At 63.5% G+C, this 15,625-nt stretch carries 16 protein-coding genes; 7 read left to right on the top strand and 9 right to left on the bottom strand.

Annotated elements, in window-relative coordinates; translation table 11 throughout:
- Positions 1 to 40 precede the first annotated feature (40 nt).
- Positions 41 to 1,393, bottom strand: coding sequence for a YiiX/YebB-like N1pC/P60 family cysteine hydrolase (locus tag ABWK72_RS16035; protein ID WP_367870581.1), 1,353 nt, complete (start codon positions 1,391 to 1,393; stop codon positions 41 to 43).
- 160 nt (positions 1,394 to 1,553) lie between these two features.
- On the opposite strand from ABWK72_RS16035, the gene ABWK72_RS16030 reads away from it, so the two are divergent.
- The 4 genes from ABWK72_RS16030 to ABWK72_RS16015 all read left to right on the top strand — a co-directional run bounded on the left by ABWK72_RS16030 (position 1,554) and on the right by ABWK72_RS16015 (position 5,266).
- Positions 1,554 to 1,829: an HU family DNA-binding protein gene (locus ABWK72_RS16030; protein ID WP_367870580.1), complete on the top strand. Its 276-nt coding sequence runs from the start codon at positions 1,554 to 1,556 to the stop codon at positions 1,827 to 1,829.
- 157 nt (positions 1,830 to 1,986) lie between these two features.
- Positions 1,987 to 2,664 (top strand): hypothetical protein, encoded by a 678-nt coding sequence (locus tag ABWK72_RS16025; protein WP_367870579.1) that lies wholly within the window; start codon positions 1,987 to 1,989, stop codon positions 2,662 to 2,664.
- Positions 2,665 to 2,688: 24 nt separating this feature from the next.
- On the top strand, positions 2,689 to 4,104 hold the full coding sequence (locus tag ABWK72_RS16020; RefSeq protein WP_367870578.1) for a hypothetical protein: 1,416 nt from the start codon (positions 2,689 to 2,691) through the stop codon (positions 4,102 to 4,104).
- 4 nt (positions 4,105 to 4,108) lie between these two features.
- The gene (locus ABWK72_RS16015) at positions 4,109 to 5,266 is read left to right on the top strand and encodes a hypothetical protein (RefSeq protein WP_367870577.1); all 1,158 of its coding nucleotides are present in this window, start codon (positions 4,109 to 4,111) and stop codon (positions 5,264 to 5,266) included.
- Here the strand turns inward: ABWK72_RS16015 and ABWK72_RS16010 are convergent.
- From ABWK72_RS16010 to ABWK72_RS15980, 7 genes are all read right to left on the bottom strand, one after another.
- The gene (locus ABWK72_RS16010; RefSeq protein WP_367870576.1) at positions 5,256 to 6,005 is read right to left on the bottom strand and encodes a DUF4184 family protein; all 750 of its coding nucleotides are present in this window, start codon (positions 6,003 to 6,005) and stop codon (positions 5,256 to 5,258) included. The genes ABWK72_RS16015 and ABWK72_RS16010 overlap by 11 nt on opposite strands.
- Positions 6,006 to 6,456: 451 nt before the next feature.
- On the bottom strand, positions 6,457 to 7,776 hold the full coding sequence (locus ABWK72_RS16005; RefSeq protein ID WP_367870575.1) for a dihydrolipoamide acetyltransferase family protein: 1,320 nt from the start codon (positions 7,774 to 7,776) through the stop codon (positions 6,457 to 6,459).
- Between the two features lie 80 nt (positions 7,777 to 7,856).
- Positions 7,857 to 8,156: a hypothetical protein gene (locus ABWK72_RS16000; protein WP_367870574.1), complete on the bottom strand. Its 300-nt coding sequence runs from the start codon at positions 8,154 to 8,156 to the stop codon at positions 7,857 to 7,859.
- A gap of 110 nt (positions 8,157 to 8,266) precedes the next feature.
- Complete coding sequence (locus ABWK72_RS15995) at positions 8,267 to 8,659, bottom strand: hypothetical protein (protein WP_367870573.1); 393 nt, start codon at positions 8,657 to 8,659, stop codon at positions 8,267 to 8,269.
- A gap of 141 nt (positions 8,660 to 8,800) precedes the next feature.
- Entirely contained in the window at positions 8,801 to 9,787 is a 987-nt protein-coding gene (locus ABWK72_RS15990; RefSeq protein WP_367870572.1) for an alpha-ketoacid dehydrogenase subunit beta, read from the bottom strand.
- Positions 9,788 to 9,833: 46 nt separating this feature from the next.
- Positions 9,834 to 10,916: a pyruvate dehydrogenase (acetyl-transferring) E1 component subunit alpha gene (gene pdhA, locus ABWK72_RS15985; RefSeq protein ID WP_367870571.1), complete on the bottom strand. Its 1,083-nt coding sequence runs from the start codon at positions 10,914 to 10,916 to the stop codon at positions 9,834 to 9,836.
- 44 nt (positions 10,917 to 10,960) lie between these two features.
- A complete protein-coding gene (locus ABWK72_RS15980; protein WP_367870570.1) occupies positions 10,961 to 11,518 on the bottom strand; it encodes a DUF6580 family putative transport protein in 558 nt (185 codons plus the stop codon).
- 116 nt (positions 11,519 to 11,634) lie between these two features.
- On the opposite strand from ABWK72_RS15980, the gene ABWK72_RS15975 reads away from it, so the two are divergent.
- The 3 genes from ABWK72_RS15975 (at position 11,635) to ABWK72_RS15965 (ending at position 14,722) form a co-directional block, all read left to right on the top strand.
- Complete coding sequence (locus ABWK72_RS15975) at positions 11,635 to 12,024, top strand: cytidine deaminase (RefSeq protein WP_367870569.1); 390 nt, start codon at positions 11,635 to 11,637, stop codon at positions 12,022 to 12,024.
- A 77-nt stretch (positions 12,025 to 12,101) separates the two neighbouring features.
- Positions 12,102 to 13,985, top strand: a complete 1,884-nt coding sequence (gene mnmG / locus ABWK72_RS15970; protein ID WP_367870568.1) for a tRNA uridine-5-carboxymethylaminomethyl(34) synthesis enzyme MnmG — start codon at positions 12,102 to 12,104, stop codon at positions 13,983 to 13,985.
- A gap of 395 nt (positions 13,986 to 14,380) precedes the next feature.
- Positions 14,381 to 14,722 carry a hypothetical protein gene (locus ABWK72_RS15965; RefSeq protein ID WP_367870567.1) on the top strand — a complete coding sequence of 114 codons (342 nt, stop codon included), beginning with the start codon at positions 14,381 to 14,383 and terminating at the stop codon, positions 14,720 to 14,722.
- A gap of 330 nt (positions 14,723 to 15,052) precedes the next feature.
- On the opposite strand, the gene ABWK72_RS15960 is transcribed toward ABWK72_RS15965, so the two are convergent.
- Positions 15,053 to 15,460, bottom strand: coding sequence for a ketosteroid isomerase-related protein (locus ABWK72_RS15960; RefSeq protein WP_367870566.1), 408 nt, complete (start codon positions 15,458 to 15,460; stop codon positions 15,053 to 15,055).
- Between the last annotated feature and the right edge of the window lie 165 nt (positions 15,461 to 15,625).

The raw sequence follows: 15,625 nt of genomic DNA, 5'->3' as shown, positions 1-15,625 counted from the left end.
GCTTCGCGAAACATTGAAAATGTGTCGGTTACGAAAGGGCTCAAAGTGCGCTCCGGGAGGCGTGCAGAGCGAGTAGCGCATCGGTTCCTGTAACGATTGCGTCATTTCCGATTCCACAGGCGGCCACGACCGCGAAATCCTGCGCCAGCGCTTGGGAGATAAGTTCTTCCGCGGGCAGGCAGGGACGGGCCGAAACTTCGACCAGGGAGAAGACCAGGGGACCGCAGCGGTGATAGGTCCGGTAGACCAGCGCGGTGCAGGCCAAGCGGTCCGCCTTCCGGAAATCGAAGGAGAAGTCGAAGGGCTTGTCCGTGTGGTCCATCGCGCGGGTCAGGGCCGCGGCCAGGGCGCCGGGATCGAGCGGCGGACGCAGGACGACGAAGGAATCGACCTCCAGGGTGTCCTCGGCCAGGCGGAGCAGGACGCCGTCTTTTTTCGCTTCCAGGAAACAAATTCCGCCGGTGAGGCGGCGCTCGAGCGGCGGGGCGAGTTTCACGCCGTGCGCCGCGCGCTGCTCCGGACTGCCCAGGTAGAGGGCGGCGTGGGGCCAGTGGCCGGGGAGGAAAAGATTGCTCAACGCGTCATCGTGGCGGGTCACGAAAATATCCCCGGGGCGGACGAGGGCGAGGGTTTCCTCCCGGAGCGCGGCGCTGACACGTTTCGGCGCACCGCCCGGTTTGAGGCCCGGCTGACGCAAATCGGCGATGGCGCGGCCGGACCACTCGAAGAAGCCGAACACCGATTGTTTCCATGCCGAATGGTGGCGGCGCTTGAAAGAAAACCAGCGGTAGCGGAGGTGGCGGCGGACAATGCCGGGGCGGACGCTGGCCAGCCAGGCTTCCTCCGCGGCGAGCAGCGCGGGCAAGCGCGCGAAGACGGGGTCTTCCGCCATTGCGGCGATACTACTACGATGTTCGTAGTAGAAGTCCGCGGCAGCGGCGAAGCGGTTCAGGCGCAAGGGATCGCTGGCGGCCCGGTAGATGTTCGCGAAGGTCTTGCGGGGAATGCCGCGCAGGGAGTCGCCTTCATCGAGTTTCTTGCGCAGCGGCCGGCAGCGCTCCCCTTGTGCAATAAGGCTCAGGGAGCCCCGCACCAGCAGGCAGGCGGCCCCGAAGGCCGCGGCGAAGGCCGGCAGGTGGAGGGCCCACTCCTTGGAATCGCGGCCGCTGGCGGGCTCCGTGGCGGCGAGCACCTGCAGCAGCGCGGTGCGCACGCCCAAGTACTGCGCGTATCGTAGTTTGATCTCTTCCTCCTCGTCGGGCGCGAGGTAGCCGCGCGCCTCGGCCGCATCTAACACCTCCGGCGGGAAGCACGGTTCCGCGGCGGCGGAAGCGCCCGCGAGAACGAGCGCCGCACGGGTGAGGATCCTATCGCGATGGGCGGTTTCCGACATGGTCAATGGGCTGACAGGGGATTTACGATGACCCTCGTATCGACTTGTCATGGACCCTGCAAGCAGCCGCTAGCGGGCCTCGCCCTAGGACCGGGGCCGGATTGCGCGTCTCTATTTTAGCTTGCCAAATAAGGGCTCGCGCCGCAATTACGTCGTCGCCATGAACAAAGCTGAACTCGTCGAAGCCATTCAGAAAGCCCTCGGTAAGGACGCCACCAAGCGTGCCGCCGAAGACGCCCTTTCTGCCGTCCTCACCTCCATCGAAAAGGGCGTGAAGAAGGACAAGAAGGTCCAGATCATCGGCTTCGGCACTTTCGAAGTGAAGAAGCGCGCCGCTCGTCAGGGCCGCAACCCGAAGACCGGCGAAGCAATGAAGATCGCGGCCTCCAAGTCCGTCGGTTTCAAGGCCTCCTCCACGCTGAAGGCTGGTCTTTGATTCGCGAGGGTGCCCATTTCCGCTTGGAACAGGCACCCGAGGAATCTAAAAAATCCCAAAACTGACGACCCCGGCAGGCTGCCGGGGTCGTTGTTTTTCAAATGACCAGAGGCGGAAGCGGTCGCTACCACCGCTCCTCAAAACAAGTGTCCCAGCCATGAAGCCGCGACTCACCCTGGCGGAAGCCACCCTGCCCGACGGCACCGTAATCGGCCTGCACGAACACGACGGCCGGAAATATTTGCAACAGGGGAGCGTGCAGCTCGCCGGCCCGGTGACCCGCGCCAGCGAGCGCGAACTCGGCCGGATCGCCTGCCAACCCTTCCGCCCGGCGCGGCAGCCGATGATCTGGATCACCGGGATGGGCCTGGGGGAAATCCTGGCCGGCGTCATGGAGACCCTGCCGCAGAAGAAGGCGACCTATCTCATCGGCGAGCCATGGACCATGCTTCCGGAGTGGCATCGCCAATTCCTGCCCGAGAGTCCGGCGATCACCGATCCGCGAGTGCAAATCGGGCCGCGGGCCGACGCGACCGCCTTCCACGAGTATCAGGAAGTGCTGCATGCGGTCCTGATCCACGCCGACACCTCGCCGCTCGACTCCAACGGGCGTTCGCTTTTCGAAGACCGGCGCTGGCTCGCAGCAGTACACGGCGCGCTGCAGCCCGGCGGCTTGCTCGGCATCGCCTCCTCGCGGCCGGTCCCGCAGATCGAACGCAACCTGGCACGTGCAGGCTTCGAGGTGGTGCGCCACGAGATCGATGCCAGCCCGAACGCGCGCCGCCCGCGGCGACATTTCCTTTGGCTTGCCCGGAAAGGCAAATCCGGCGAGTGATATCGCTAACATCCCATTCCTAGTATGAAGTCACTCCTCCTCTTGGCGGCCGGTATGGCCGTTTCTTCCGCAGCCGAGGTTACCGTCGAACCGAAGCCCTTCGCCATCGACCGCAGCTTCCAGGCGATGATCCTGCCAGCGAAACCGACCTTGATCGCGATCGATCCGACGAGCTGGCCGGACTTCACCATCGAGCAGATCATCCCCCACGGCACGGAAGTGAAGAAGGGCGATGTGCTGGTGAAATTCGACCGCGAGGGCTACGACCGCAAGCTGGAGGACGCGAAGCGCGCCGTCGAAAGCCGGGCGCTGACCTTAGCCAGCCAGGAGCTCGCCTTCGTGAAGCTGGGCGAGGAAACCGCGATCCGCCTCGATGCCGCGCGGCGCGCGCAACGGGTGGCCGCAGAAGAACTCGAGTATTTCACGAAGATCAACCGCAAGGCGCAGGAAGAGGAAGCGGCAGACGATCTCGAAGGATCGAAGCACCGTCTCGAGGCCACCCAGGAAGAGCTGAAGCAGCTCAAGATGATGTACGAGGCGGACGATCTCACGGAACAGACCGAGGAGATTATTTTGAAGCGTCAGCAGTACGCGGTGAAGTCGTCCGAGCTGTCCTTGAAGCACGCCGAATTGACCCACAAGCGGACCATGGACGTGCAGCTGCCGCGGCAACTCGAGACGCTCACCACTTCCGCGAAATCCACGGCGATCGAACTGGAGAAGGCGGAGAAGAATCTCCCGCGCGGCTTGGAAACGGCGCGCCTCGACTTGGAAGCGGCGCGGATCGCCTCAACGCGCGAGAAGAAGGATCTGGCGGATCTGGAGAAGGATGCCGCGCTCTTCGAGATCAAGGCGGATGGCGAAGGAACTTTCTACTACGGCTCTCTCGACGAGGGACGCTGGACCTTGGGCGAACTTGCGAAGACTCTGGTGAAGGGCGGCAAGGCACCCTTCGTGCGGCCTTTTGCATCGGTGGTACCGAAGAACGCCGATCTCGGCCTGGTAGCTCACGTCGACGAAGGCATCGCGCGCAGCTTGCGGGCATCGATGAAGGGCAGCGTCACCGCCGGAGGTCGCGAAGACGTGGCGCTGACCGCCATCATCCACAAGATCGCCGCAGTACCGGCCGCCGATGGAAGGTACCGCATCGATCTCATTCCGGAGTGGCCGGAAGATGCGAAGCTGGAGTTCCCCGCCGATCTGGAGGTGGTGCCCGGAATGAATTTCGAGTGCCGCTTCGTGGTCCACAAGGGCGACGCCGTGGTGACCCTGCCGGCCAAGGCCCTGCGCGCTGCCGATGAAGGCAAATGGAGCGTCCAGGTGAAGATGGCCGATGGCAAGAGCGAGACCCGTAGCGTGCAACGCGGCCGGGCTTCCGGCGATCGCGTGGAGATTCTCGCGGGCCTCGATGCCGGCCAAGTGGTGATCATCCCCGAGTAACACCGTGCAAAGGATTCTCGCTGCCATCGTCCTGAGCGTCGCGACCCTCGCCGCGCAGGAAACACCGCAGGCGGTGGTCAACGAGGTCACCGTCGCCGGCTCGATCCGGCGCGGCGTGGACTTCCTGATCGCCGACCAGAATTCCAACGGATCTTGGGGCGGGCCGACGCGGACCAAGGGGCTGAACATCTACGCACCGCTGCCCGGCGCGCATCACGCCTTCCGCGCAGGGGCCAGCGGGCTCGCTCTTTCAGGGTTGATCGACAGCGGCGACACGCGGCCGGAAACCCTGGCCGCCATCGCGAAGGGCGCGGCATGGATGGAGAGCGAGCTGCCGAAGCTGCGGCGTGCCGACCAGACCACGACCTACAATGCCTGGGGCCACGCCTACGGCATGCGGGCGCTGACCCGGCTCTACCAGACCGCGAAGGATGAAGCGTCCAAGGAGAAGTGGAAGCACCTCGCCCAGGATCAATGCGACCTGGCGAACCGCTACATGGATCTCAATGGCGGCTGGGGCTACCTCGACCTCTTCGACGATCTCACGACTCAGAAGCCGACCGGCATCACCACTTCATTTACTACAGCCACCGTACTTCTGGCCATGCGCGAGGCGCGCGACGCGATGGGGATCAAGCTGGACGACCGCATCGTGAAGGCCTCGCTCGCCAGCATCGAACGCCAGCGGACGCCGGATTTTTCCTACGTCTATTCGCACAGCCACATCTACCGCCCGCGTGTCCCGATCAACCGGCCCGCGGGATCACTGGCGCGCAGCCAGGCCTGCAATGCGACGCTGCGCGCCTTCGGCGAAGCAAAGGTCACGGACGGGGTCATCGACACCTGGGCGGACCGCTTCATCGAGCGCGAGGGCTTCCTGAGCATCGGCCGCAAGCGCCCGGTACCGCATGAGACCCACTTCCAGATCTCCGGCTACTTCTACTACTACGGCGTCTTCTACTTCACCGAGTCCGTGGAATTCCTGCCCGCCGCGAAGCAGAAGGAACACGCCGCCAAGCTGGCGAAAGTAATCCTCTTCCGGCAGGAGAAGGACGGCTCGTGGTGGGACTACCCGCTCTACGACTACCACCAGCCCTACGGCACCGGCTACTCGCTGATGGCCCTTTCCTGGTGCCGCGAGAAGATGGCGCTCACGAAGTGATTCCTGCTCTGCCCCTCGTCCGCCAAGCCAGCACCACGGCGAGGACGAAGTACCCGCCTGCGGAAAGAGCCATCGAATTGACGATCCAGCGGACGATGAAAACACGCATCTGCCGATACCCCACGAAGTCACTGGCATAGGACAACGCGGAGGGAATTGCCAGCAGCACCGCGGCGATCACCACGACAACGAGAAGGATGCCCTTTGTATCCATCCTCACCCGGCCCGGGCGCTCCGACTGCCAACGCCAATAGATCATCGCCAGCACCAGCATCCCGAGCAATGAAGCGAGGTGCTGTAGGAGACGATAAAAGGGCCATGGCCATGACTCGTTCAGAAACGCCACGCGCCGGACCACCCAGCCGGTATCGTGGGTGAAGGAATCGAGAATCGTGTGCGTCCAAATCCCCAGCAAAAGCGACAGCACGATCCAAAACGGTGCCGAAACTTGCCACTTCGCCCGGGTGAAGAATTCCCTCATCATCGTTCCAAGTCGATCGGGAAGAGGACCCGTGAGAAAGCCGGCGAAGCATCTGCAAAGCAGCCAGGCAACTGAGGCGACCGGCAGAGCCAAGGTTAATGAACCGACCAAGGAGTGCGAATGCCCGGCAAACGAAAACTGATGCACGAAGTAACCGAAATCCGGGGCCATGCTGCCGATCACGAGCGCGAGCGGATCCAAGCGCTTCCAGCGGAAGAAGGGAATCACCGCAGCGGTATGACTGATCGTGAAGGGCATCGCTGCTCTTCATCGTTATCCTAAGTGCAGCGGCAATGAAGGCGGGGTGAAATCGGCAGCGGTCTGTTAGCGGACTGTGAACAGCTCGCGAATTCGCCGGGTGCAAACTGGCGACTTGGTGGGAGAGGTCGTGGTTGTGGCCAATTGCCGGGGTGTTCTTCGCAAGGTCTCGTAGCCGTGGAATGCCTTTGGTGAAGCGGTGGAACTGCGATTTCAGGCGCTTGTTCACACCATTATGACTAAGAGTTCTTTTCGTTACTAAAGAGACTCTTCTTAGAGCATGTGAAGAACTGCTCGCTCACCTGGCGCAATGAACCCGGTAGCGTGGAAGCTGGCCGGGTGACATTGGCGTGGGGTCGCCGTTCTTGCGGCCTGCAAGACCTCACACCAAAGGGAAAGGCGTGCCATGGGAGTGGCACGCCTTTGAAGGGAGCGGTGGTCTGGCGGGGCCTCAGATGAGCATCAGGGCCGGTTGCTCGATGAGCTTCTTCACCTCGGCCAGGAAGCTGGCAGCCACGGCACCGTCCACGACGCGGTGATCGCAGCTGACACCGAGATTAATGCGCAGGCCGGGGACGATCTGGCCGTTCTTCACGACCGGCTTCTCGATGGCGGCACCAACCGAGAGGATCAGGGCCTGCGGCGGATTGACGATGGCGTCAAAGCTTTCGATGCCCCAGGCACCGAGGTTCGAGACGGTGACCGTGCCTCCGTCGAATTCGCTCGGCTTGAGCTTCTTCTCCTTGGCGCGGGCAGCCATGTCCTTCACCTCCTTCGAGATCTGCAGGACCGACTTGGTCTCGGCCTGCTGGATCACCGGGGTGACCAGGCCGTCTTCTACCGCGATCGCCACGGCGAGACCGACGTGCTTGAAGCTGACGATGTGATCGCCGGCGAAAGAAGCATTCACCGCCGGTACCGCGACCGTGGCGTTGATGACGGCCTTCAGGACGAAGTCGTTGACCGAATACTTGTTGCCGTGGGTCAGCTCGGCTTGGGCATTGATCTGCTTGCGCAGGGCCATCAGCGGGGCGGCATCCGCCTCCACGTGCAGGTAGAAGTGCGGGATGGTCTGCTTCGAAGTCAGCAGGCGCGAGGCGATGATCTTGCGCATCGAGGACAGCTCGATCCGGGTGTCGCCTTCCTTCGCAGTCGGGACGATTGCCGCAGACGTGGCAGCCGGAGCGGTCGCGGCAGGTGCCGGAGCAGCGACGCGGGCCTTGGCAGCGGCGGCGAGACCTGCAGCAGCGGAGGACTCGGCTGACTTCGCGGCAGGCTTGGAAGATTTGGCCGCTTCGACATCGGCGCGGACGATGCGTCCGGCAGGACCGGTGCCGCTAAGGCTGGCCAGATTCACGCCGAGTTCACCCGCCACCTTGCGGGCGAGTGGGGAAGCCTTGAGCCGCGATCCATCCTCGGTCTTCACCGGAGCGGGAGCTGCGGCAGCGGCCGGGGCTGCTGCTGGCGCGGCCTCGGCAGCCTTGGAAGCTTCAGCGGCAGGTGCGGCAGCGGGTGCCGGCGCAGCACCTGCATCATCGCCGTCAAGCACGGCAAGAGTTCCGCCGATCGTCGCCTTCTCGCCTTCTTGCACGAGGATTTCGGTGATGGTGCCCTCGTCGAAGGCTTCCATCTCCATGGTGGCCTTGTCGGTTTCGACTTCGGCGAGGATGTCGCCGATCTCGACGGCATCGCCGACTTTTTTGTGCCACTTGATGAGAGTGCCCTCGGTCATGGTGTCCGAGAGCTTGGGCATTTCAATATTGATGGCCATGGATCTGATGCTGATGGAAAGGGAGTGGGGCGGGGCGAGATTGGGGAATCGGAAAGGGTTTTCCAGTTTTTTCCCGATGCTCAGCCTTTGGTGACGCGGATGATCTTTCCGGCGGCGATGGCGAAGTTCAGGCGCTCCGGCTGATGGTCCATGGTGACCGGCTTCTTCTGGCCGTCTTCCTCGACCACCCGGCACACGATTCCGGCCTTCTCCGCACGTGCCCTGCCCGCTTCCAAGGTCATCCCGATGTAGGAAGAGGCATCGCTCGGATCAGCGGCCTTCTCCTCCTTCGAGGGCGTCGGTTCGCTCGGCGCCGGCTTCGCTTCCGGTTTGCAAGCCACCAAGCCCAGACAGGAGATGGGGAGAAGAAGGAGTCTCATGATTCGCATGGATGCTGCCGGGCGCGGGTCGCGGCAAGGGGAAAAGCAAGAGCGGAGACCCCGGGGGACCTCCGCTCTCGCGAAAATGGCAGGTTTTTGTGGTAGGAAGATTACTCGATCACGATCGGCTTCATCGTCGGAATCAGGCCGACGTGCGGGCTGCCGGTGCCACCTTGCACGGTCGCCATGCGGCGCGCCTGGGTGGTGTCGGAGCCGCAGCAGCCTTCATTCAGGCAATAGAGGCGGACGCAATCGCCGCACTTGATGCGGACCTTCTTGGTCACCGTCTTGTAGCGCGGCACCTTGGTTTCCTTGACCTCGGTCAGGCCGCTCTTGGAATCGACCACGACTTCTTCGCGCACCACATCGTAGCCGCAAAGCTTGCGCTGGTAGGTTTCCTCGGTGTAGCCGGCGGTCCAGCCCTTGATGCCGAACATCGAGCAGCAGGACGAGAGACCCAGGGAGAGGGCGATCAGGGGCAGGATCAGGAGCAGGTTTTTCATGGTAGTAGGCGGTTAGAAAAGGCAGCAGCACGAGGTGGCCGCAAGGCAGAGACCGACGAGGCCGGCAAGGGCAAGAAGTTTGGTCATGTTGCCAATATGCTAGAAAGGCCCGATGCGGTGGCAATGAAAAAGCCGCTAGATTCAGCGTAAAGACAGGACTTTTTCAACAATCCGGCGCGGATTCGGAAGCTGCTCGTTCTCGATATGCTGGGAGTATATCGCCGGTGCATCCATTGTGGTCACACGCTTGATCGGCGCGTCGAGGTAATCGAAGGCGTGTTCCTGGATCAGGTGGGAGACCATCGCCGAGACCCCGCCGAAGCCTTTCGACTCATCCACGAGGACGACGCGGTTGGTCTTCATCACCGTTTTGAGGATCGCGTCCTGGTCGAGCGGGCGGATCGAGCGGAGGTCGAGAACCTCCACGCTGATGCCGTGCTCGGCCTGCAGGGTTTCCGCAGCGGCCAAGGCGTGGATGACCGAGCGGCCGTGGGCAATCACCGAGACGTCCTTGCCCTCGCGCTTGAGATCGGCCACGCCGAGCGGGATGGTGAAGTCGCCATCGGCCGGATCCGGGACCTCGCCGGTCATGCCGTAGAGAAGGGTATTCTCCATCACATAGACCGGATCGTTGTCGCGGATCGCGGTCTTGATCAGGCCCTTGGCATCGGCCGGGGTCGCGGGAGCACAGACCTTCAGGCCGGGGAAAGCGGCGAAGAGTCCTTCCGGAATGTGCGAGTGGGTCGCTCCCACGTTGGTCCCGCCGTTGGCCGGGCCGCGCATCACGATCGGGCAATTGATCAGGCCGCCGGACATGTAGCGGACGCAGGCGGCATTGTTGACCAATTGGTCGAAGGCGACGGAGTGGAAGGACCAGAACATCAGCTCCATCACCGGCCGGACGCCGAGCATGGAAGCGCCGATGCCCATGCCGATGAAACCAGCCTCGGAGATCGGCGTGTCGACGATGCGCTTGTCGCCCCACTTTTTCCAAAGGCCTTCGGTCACCTTGTAGGCGCCGTTGTACTGGGCGACTTCCTCGCCCATGACGACGACGTTCGGGTCGCGGGCGAGTTCCTCGTCGAGGCCTTCGCGGATGGCTTCGCGGTATGAAAGGGTGCGGGACATGATATGTCGGTGGGAAGTACGGTGAGTCTAGTAAATCGGGTCAGGCTCAGTCGTTGAAGAAATGGCGGCCGAGCTTGGAGGCCGGGGTGTTGTTGTCCGTTTCCCAATACACATCCTTCATGATGTCCTCGACCGTCGGGGCGGGGGATTCCTCGGCGAACTTCACGGCAGCGGTGGCCTCGGCAGCCGCTTGCTTGTCGATCGCATCGAGTTGCTCCTCCGTGGCCACGCCTTCCTCGATCAGGCGTTTGCGCCACAGGCGGATCGGGTCGAAGTTCGTCTTGTAGTTCTCGATCTCCTCCGGGCTGCGGTATTTCTTGGCATTCGCGTCGGCGACGCTGTGGCCGTAGTAGCGGTAGGTGGTGATCTCCAGAATGGAAGGCTTGTGCTCCTTGCGGGCGCGCTCCATGGCGATGTGGGTCTTGGCGCGGACCTCGTAGAGATCGGAGCCGTCGATGACATCCCACTCCATGTCGTAGGCCTCGGCCCGCTGGGCGAGGCAACCACGATAGGCGGACGAGCGCTTCTGGGAAGTGCCCATCGAGTAGCCGTTATTCTCGATAACGTAGACCACCGGGATCTCGAAGAGAGCGGCGATGTTCAGGGACTCGTGGAAGGCACCCTGGTTCACGGCACCATCGCCGAGGTAGCAGAGGGCGGCACCTTCGCGGCCGAGATACTTGAGGCCGTAGCCAAGGCCGAGACCGAGAGGGGTCTGACCGCCGACGATGCCGTGGCCGCCCCAGAAATTCTTGTCGGGAGCGAAGAAGTGCATCGAGCCTCCCTTGCCCTTCGAGCAGCCGGTCGCCTTGCCGAAAAGTTCGGCCATCAGCTCGTTCATGCCCATGCCCACCGTGAGCGCGTGGCCGTGGCAGCGGTAGGCGGTGATGTTGTGGTCATGCTCGCCGCAGAGGGAAAGCGTCCCGACAGCCACCGTTTCCTGGCCAATGTAAAGGTGCAGGAAGCCTCCGATCTTGCCCCCGTTGTAATACTTCAGGGCGGTCTGCTCGAAGCGGCGGATGCGGACCATCTTCCGGAACAGCTCGATCTTCTGCTCGGCGGTCAGGGCCTTGTTGACCGGAGAACCGGCGAAATCGAGGCGCGGGGTGGCGGCGGTAGACGATGACATGGGCGGCGCGGAGATAAGGGGCGGTGAGGGTTGCGGGCAAGAAATTATCGGGTCTGCACGAGGCTAGGGGCGGCATCGGAGGTGGGGCTCCAGGAACGGCGGGCCAGGAGGAAGAGCGCCGTGAAGAGAAGATTCGCCCCCGCCAGATTGCGGAGGAAAATCCAAGTCTGCATCGAGTCGGTAGGGCGGCCGGTCCACAGCGCCTGCCAGAGTCCATGGCCGGACTTCGCGTAGACAGGGTCGGCGAGCCAGACCGCGGAATTGGTCACCACGTGGAACACCACCGCAGCCACCAAGCCGCCGGCCAACATCAGGGCAGGGGAGGTAGAGCGGCGCAGCGGCAGGGCCAGAAGACCGGTGAGCAGCAGCGCGAAGAAGGCAACGGCCTCGCCGCCGCCGCTCCCGAAGGGATTGTAGCCCTGAAGCATGCTGGCCAGCGGATTGCTGATCAGCCACGCCGCCACGGGCAGCGCCCATGCCTTCGTCCCCCTCAGGAAAACGATGCTGCACAGGAACAGCGCCGGCAGCGGCTGGAGGTTCGGATATTCGTGCGAAAAGGTCGCGCCCAGGCAGCGGAAGGCGACCAATAGCACGAGCAACACGAGAGCGGGAATCCAAGGGCGTTGCATGCCTTTTCCCTGCCTGATAGCGGGCATCCCGGCGAGCCGAAAATGCGCAAGCTTGCCACGGGATAGGCGGGCGGGTTCTCATCGCCCGCATGGATTGGGAGCCCTTGATCGAGGCGGCGTGGCAGGTGCGGGAACGGGCCCACGCGCCCTACTCGAAGTTCCACGTCGGAGCGGCCCTTCTGGCCGGCGGCCAAGTCTTCACCGGCTGCAACGTCGAGAACCTCTCCTACGGCCTGACCCTCTGCGCCGAGCGCGTGGCGGTGGGCACGGCCATCGCCGCCGGGCTAAAGACCATCGAAGCCGTGGTTGTGGTCGCGGACACCGCGGTCCCGGTCTCTCCCTGCGGTGCCTGCCGCCAGGTGCTGGCCGAGTTCGGCGACCCATGGATCTGCCTCGCCAACCGCAAGGAGCGCCTTGTCTTCCGCCTCTCCGAGCTGCTGCCCCGGGCCTCTGCGGGGATTCTCGATCTACCGGAATAGGGCGCATTTGTTCCACGTGGAACGCATTCACCACCCTTGTTCTCCACCGGGGAGCAGGATAGGTTCGCCGCCCTCGCATGTTCCGCTATCCAAAGCGCTACGACGTCCTCGTCATCGGAGCCGGCCACGCCGGCGTGGAAGCCGCCCTCGCCGCCGCCCGGCTGGGAGCGGAAGTGGCCGTACTTACCCAAAATCTGGATACCATCGGCCAGATGTCCTGCAACCCGGCCATCGGCGGCCTCGCCAAGGGCCATATGGTCCGCGAGATCGACGCTCTCGGCGGCGCCATGGGCCTGAATACCGACGCCACCGGCATCCAGTTCCGGATGCTGAACGCCTCCAAGGGCCCCTCGGTCCGCGCCCCCCGCGCCCAGTGCGACAAGAAGGCCTACCAGTTCCGCATGAAGTGGCTGCTGGAGTCCACCCCCGGCATCGAACTCCACCAAGGAAACGTCGCCGAGATCCTCGTGGAAGACGACCAGATCCGGGGAATCTCCACCTCGCTCGGCATGGAGATCCAAGCCGCCTCCGTCATCCTCTCCGCGGGCACCTTCATGCGCGGCCTGATGCACGTCGGCCTCAAGAACGAGAAGGGTGGTCGCATGGGCGACGCCACTTCTACGGTCTCGGACTCCCTCAAGCGCCTCGGGTTCCACGTGGAACGTTTTAAGACCGGCACTCCCTGCCGCCTGAACGCCCGCTCCCTCGATTTCTCGGTGTGCGAGCGGCAGGACGGCGACACCCCCGCCCCGCTTTTTTCCTACCTCGCCGATACCCTGCAGCGCGGGGATGATGACATCTTCACCTTGAATCCTTGGGGAGATCCCTCGTTCCACGTGGAACAAATGCCCTGCTGGGTCACCTACACCAATCCGGCCACCCACGACATCATCCGCGGGAATCTCGACCAATCCCCGATGTATTGCGGGGTGATCGAGGGCGTGGGCCCGCGCTACTGCCCCTCCATCGAGGACAAGGTGGTCCGCTTCGCCGAGAAGGAGCGCCATCAGGTCTTCCTGGAGCCGGAGGGCCGCCACACCCGCGAGTTCTACGTGAACGGTGTCTCCACCTCCCTGCCCTACGAGGTCCAGCTCGCCTTCCTGCGGACCATCCCCGGGCTGGAGAAGTGCGAGATCCTGCGCCCGGGCTACGCCGTGGAGTACGACTACTGCCCGCCAACCCAGCTTCATCCCACCCTCGAGACCAAAGCCGTCTCCGGCCTCTACTTCGCGGGCCAGATCAATGGCACCTCGGGTTACGAGGAGGCCGCCGGCCAAGGCCTCCTCGCCGGTGCCAATGCCGCCCTCAAGGCGGCAGGGAAGGGGCCCTTCGTCCTCCGCCGGGATCAGGCCTACCTCGGCGTCTTGATCGATGACCTGGTGACCAAGGGCTGCACCGAGCCCTACCGCATGTTCACCTCCCGCGCCGAGTTCCGCCTGCTGCTGCGCCAAGACAACTGCGACCTCCGCCTCACTCCCCTCGCTGCCGAGACCGGCCTGGCCAGCGGCGAGCGCGTCCGACGGGTGCAGGACAAGCTGACCCAGCTCGCCGAAGCGCTCCGCTGGTCCCGCCAGACCGTCCACGAGGGCGTGAAACTCGATCACTGGTTCCGTCGCAGCGAAAATACCTCCGATCTCCTACCAGACGAGCTCCGCGAAAAGTTCCACGTGGAACTCTGGCCCCTCATCGAGACCGAACTGAAATACGAAGGCCACCTCAACCGCCAGCAGGTCCAAGTCGACCGCATGGCCCGCCACGAGGATAAGCGCATCCCCGCCACCCTCGATTACACCTCCATCCGCGGCCTGAAAAAGGAGGCCCAAGTCAACTTCGCCCGCATCCGCCCCGCCACCCTAGGGCAGGCCGGCCGGATCTCCGGGATCACTCCTGCGGATGTCGCAGTTCTGGCGGTCTGGCTGGAGAAGGGGACGCGGACAGTGGAAACGGCAGGGGAGAAGTGACTCGCGGACTTCAGGTCCATATCCGCCCGGAAGGGCTCGGAGCGGGAGTCGCATAGCGACCGTGGACCGCGGCAGCGTCACCCCACATTTCCGTGATGCTTCACGGACGGCTCCACCTCTGGGAGCGCGGAGCCACCGGCCCGCAGAATGGTCCCCAACTGCCATGGGCACGGAAAGGCAGGCACCAAACCCATGGCTTCCCCCAAGCGGGCCCCGACGTGTCCAGCGCGCTTGAGGTAACAACCCCCGCGGTCCCGGGCGCTGGCGCGTCAGATCGGCACAATGGGGGTAACGGGCAAAGCCCGCTGCCGCCATGAAGCACCTCGCACCGCTGCTGTCGGCTTTGGTTTCTCATCTTGCCATGACAGCACCCCGGATGGCACAAGCGACCTGTCATGAAGTGGATCCTCATCCTGCTCACCGCCCTATTGCCCCTCGTCAGCCTTGGGCAGGCCGCAGACGAGCCGAACCCGAAGCCGAACCCCACACCGGAGAAAAAGGCTCCCGATCCCGCTGATACCTACTTCCAAGCGTGGTCGCTGAGCAGGGACGCGGAGAAACTCCGGAAGGAAGGGGTGGCAGATGAAGCGCAAGAGAAGATGGTGAGGGCCTTGAAGCTCTTCCGCACTGTCCAAAAGCAATGGCCGGAGTGGAGGAAGGAGATGGTCAAGGGGCGGCTCGTCCAGACCGAAGAGATCCTGAAGGAGTGGGGTTGGAAGGAGGACGAAGTGATTTGAAAGAAGAGCCGCCGGCCGCATCGGAACATCCGCCCGATTCCACGACGCTCCTTTTGGCGCTTCCGTATTGGGCCATCACCCTCGCCTACCTCGCCACGTGAGTTCTCCTCCGGCAGCGGCACATCCGCCGTCTCTCTCATACAATCCAAGAAATGAGGTGACGCTTTGACCCCGTGGCGCAAGTGATCACGGATTTCACGGACCGGAGTTCACCAGTGGCAGCAATGGGAATCTTCATCCCTCCCGAATCCGTAAATCCGTTCAAATCCGTCCAATCCGTGATGATTGCGGGAAGTCCTATGGAGTCCTATCAATCCGGGAAATCGGCGATCACCGACCCACCTGCGCCAACCAATTACTAAGATTATAGTAATTCGTCACCCGCGTGACCTTCCCGCCAGCGATCTCGAAAAACGCCCCCACCCGCAGCCGGTATTCCTGACCCTTCGCCGCCGGCAAGCCCTCGTCCGTCGCCAGATACTGCCCGCGGATGAAAAACTCCGCCGCCGCCCGCGTGCCGCTCCCATCCGCGAACACCACCAGCTCCTCCACCGTCTCGCGATAGCAGCGGTCCATCCGCTGCAGGAAAGCCCTGAAAGCCTCCCGTCCTGTCTCCACACCGCTCTCGTTGATCTCGTGGTTCACGCTCTCATCCAGCATCGCCAGCAGGGTCTCCCGGTCGCCCGAGTTGAAAGCGGCATAGTAGGACTCGATCAGGGACAACGACGACGACTGCATGGCTGCAGGAAAATCAGCGGAAAGGGCAGGGGAATGCAATCCCACCGCCCGCAAAAAACGACTCTCCGTCGGGTGATCAGGATACGTCCGCCCCCTTTGCGGCGCAGCCGCTTTGGAGTGCGGCGGGCATCGCCGCTTTCCAGCGGGTCCCCCCGGAGATCGCCG

Source organism: Luteolibacter sp. Populi (assembly GCF_040801775.1).
Lineage (GTDB): Bacteria > Verrucomicrobiota > Verrucomicrobiia > Verrucomicrobiales > Akkermansiaceae > Haloferula.
This window is presented reverse-complemented; position numbering and strand designations above follow the sequence as displayed.

Coding starts and splice junctions, on each gene's coding strand:
- ABWK72_RS16035 (WP_367870581.1), bottom strand. CDS start 1,393: ATGTCGGAAACCGCCCATCGCGATAGGATCCTCACCCGTGCGGCGCTC.
- ABWK72_RS16030 (WP_367870580.1), top strand. CDS start 1,554: ATGAACAAAGCTGAACTCGTCGAAGCCATTCAGAAAGCCCTCGGTAAG.
- ABWK72_RS16025 (WP_367870579.1), top strand. CDS start 1,987: ATGAAGCCGCGACTCACCCTGGCGGAAGCCACCCTGCCCGACGGCACC.
- ABWK72_RS16020 (WP_367870578.1), top strand. CDS start 2,689: ATGAAGTCACTCCTCCTCTTGGCGGCCGGTATGGCCGTTTCTTCCGCA.
- ABWK72_RS16010 (WP_367870576.1), bottom strand. CDS start 6,005: ATGCCCTTCACGATCAGTCATACCGCTGCGGTGATTCCCTTCTTCCGC.
- ABWK72_RS16005 (WP_367870575.1), bottom strand. CDS start 7,776: ATGGCCATCAATATTGAAATGCCCAAGCTCTCGGACACCATGACCGAG.
- ABWK72_RS16000 (WP_367870574.1), bottom strand. CDS start 8,156: ATGAGACTCCTTCTTCTCCCCATCTCCTGTCTGGGCTTGGTGGCTTGC.
- ABWK72_RS15995 (WP_367870573.1), bottom strand. CDS start 8,659: ATGAAAAACCTGCTCCTGATCCTGCCCCTGATCGCCCTCTCCCTGGGT.
- ABWK72_RS15990 (WP_367870572.1), bottom strand. CDS start 9,787: ATGTCCCGCACCCTTTCATACCGCGAAGCCATCCGCGAAGGCCTCGAC.
- pdhA (WP_367870571.1), bottom strand. CDS start 10,916: ATGTCATCGTCTACCGCCGCCACCCCGCGCCTCGATTTCGCCGGTTCT.
- ABWK72_RS15975 (WP_367870569.1), top strand. CDS start 11,635: ATGGATTGGGAGCCCTTGATCGAGGCGGCGTGGCAGGTGCGGGAACGG.
- mnmG (WP_367870568.1), top strand. CDS start 12,102: ATGTTCCGCTATCCAAAGCGCTACGACGTCCTCGTCATCGGAGCCGGC.
- ABWK72_RS15965 (WP_367870567.1), top strand. CDS start 14,381: ATGAAGTGGATCCTCATCCTGCTCACCGCCCTATTGCCCCTCGTCAGC.
- ABWK72_RS15960 (WP_367870566.1), bottom strand. CDS start 15,460: ATGCAGTCGTCGTCGTTGTCCCTGATCGAGTCCTACTATGCCGCTTTC.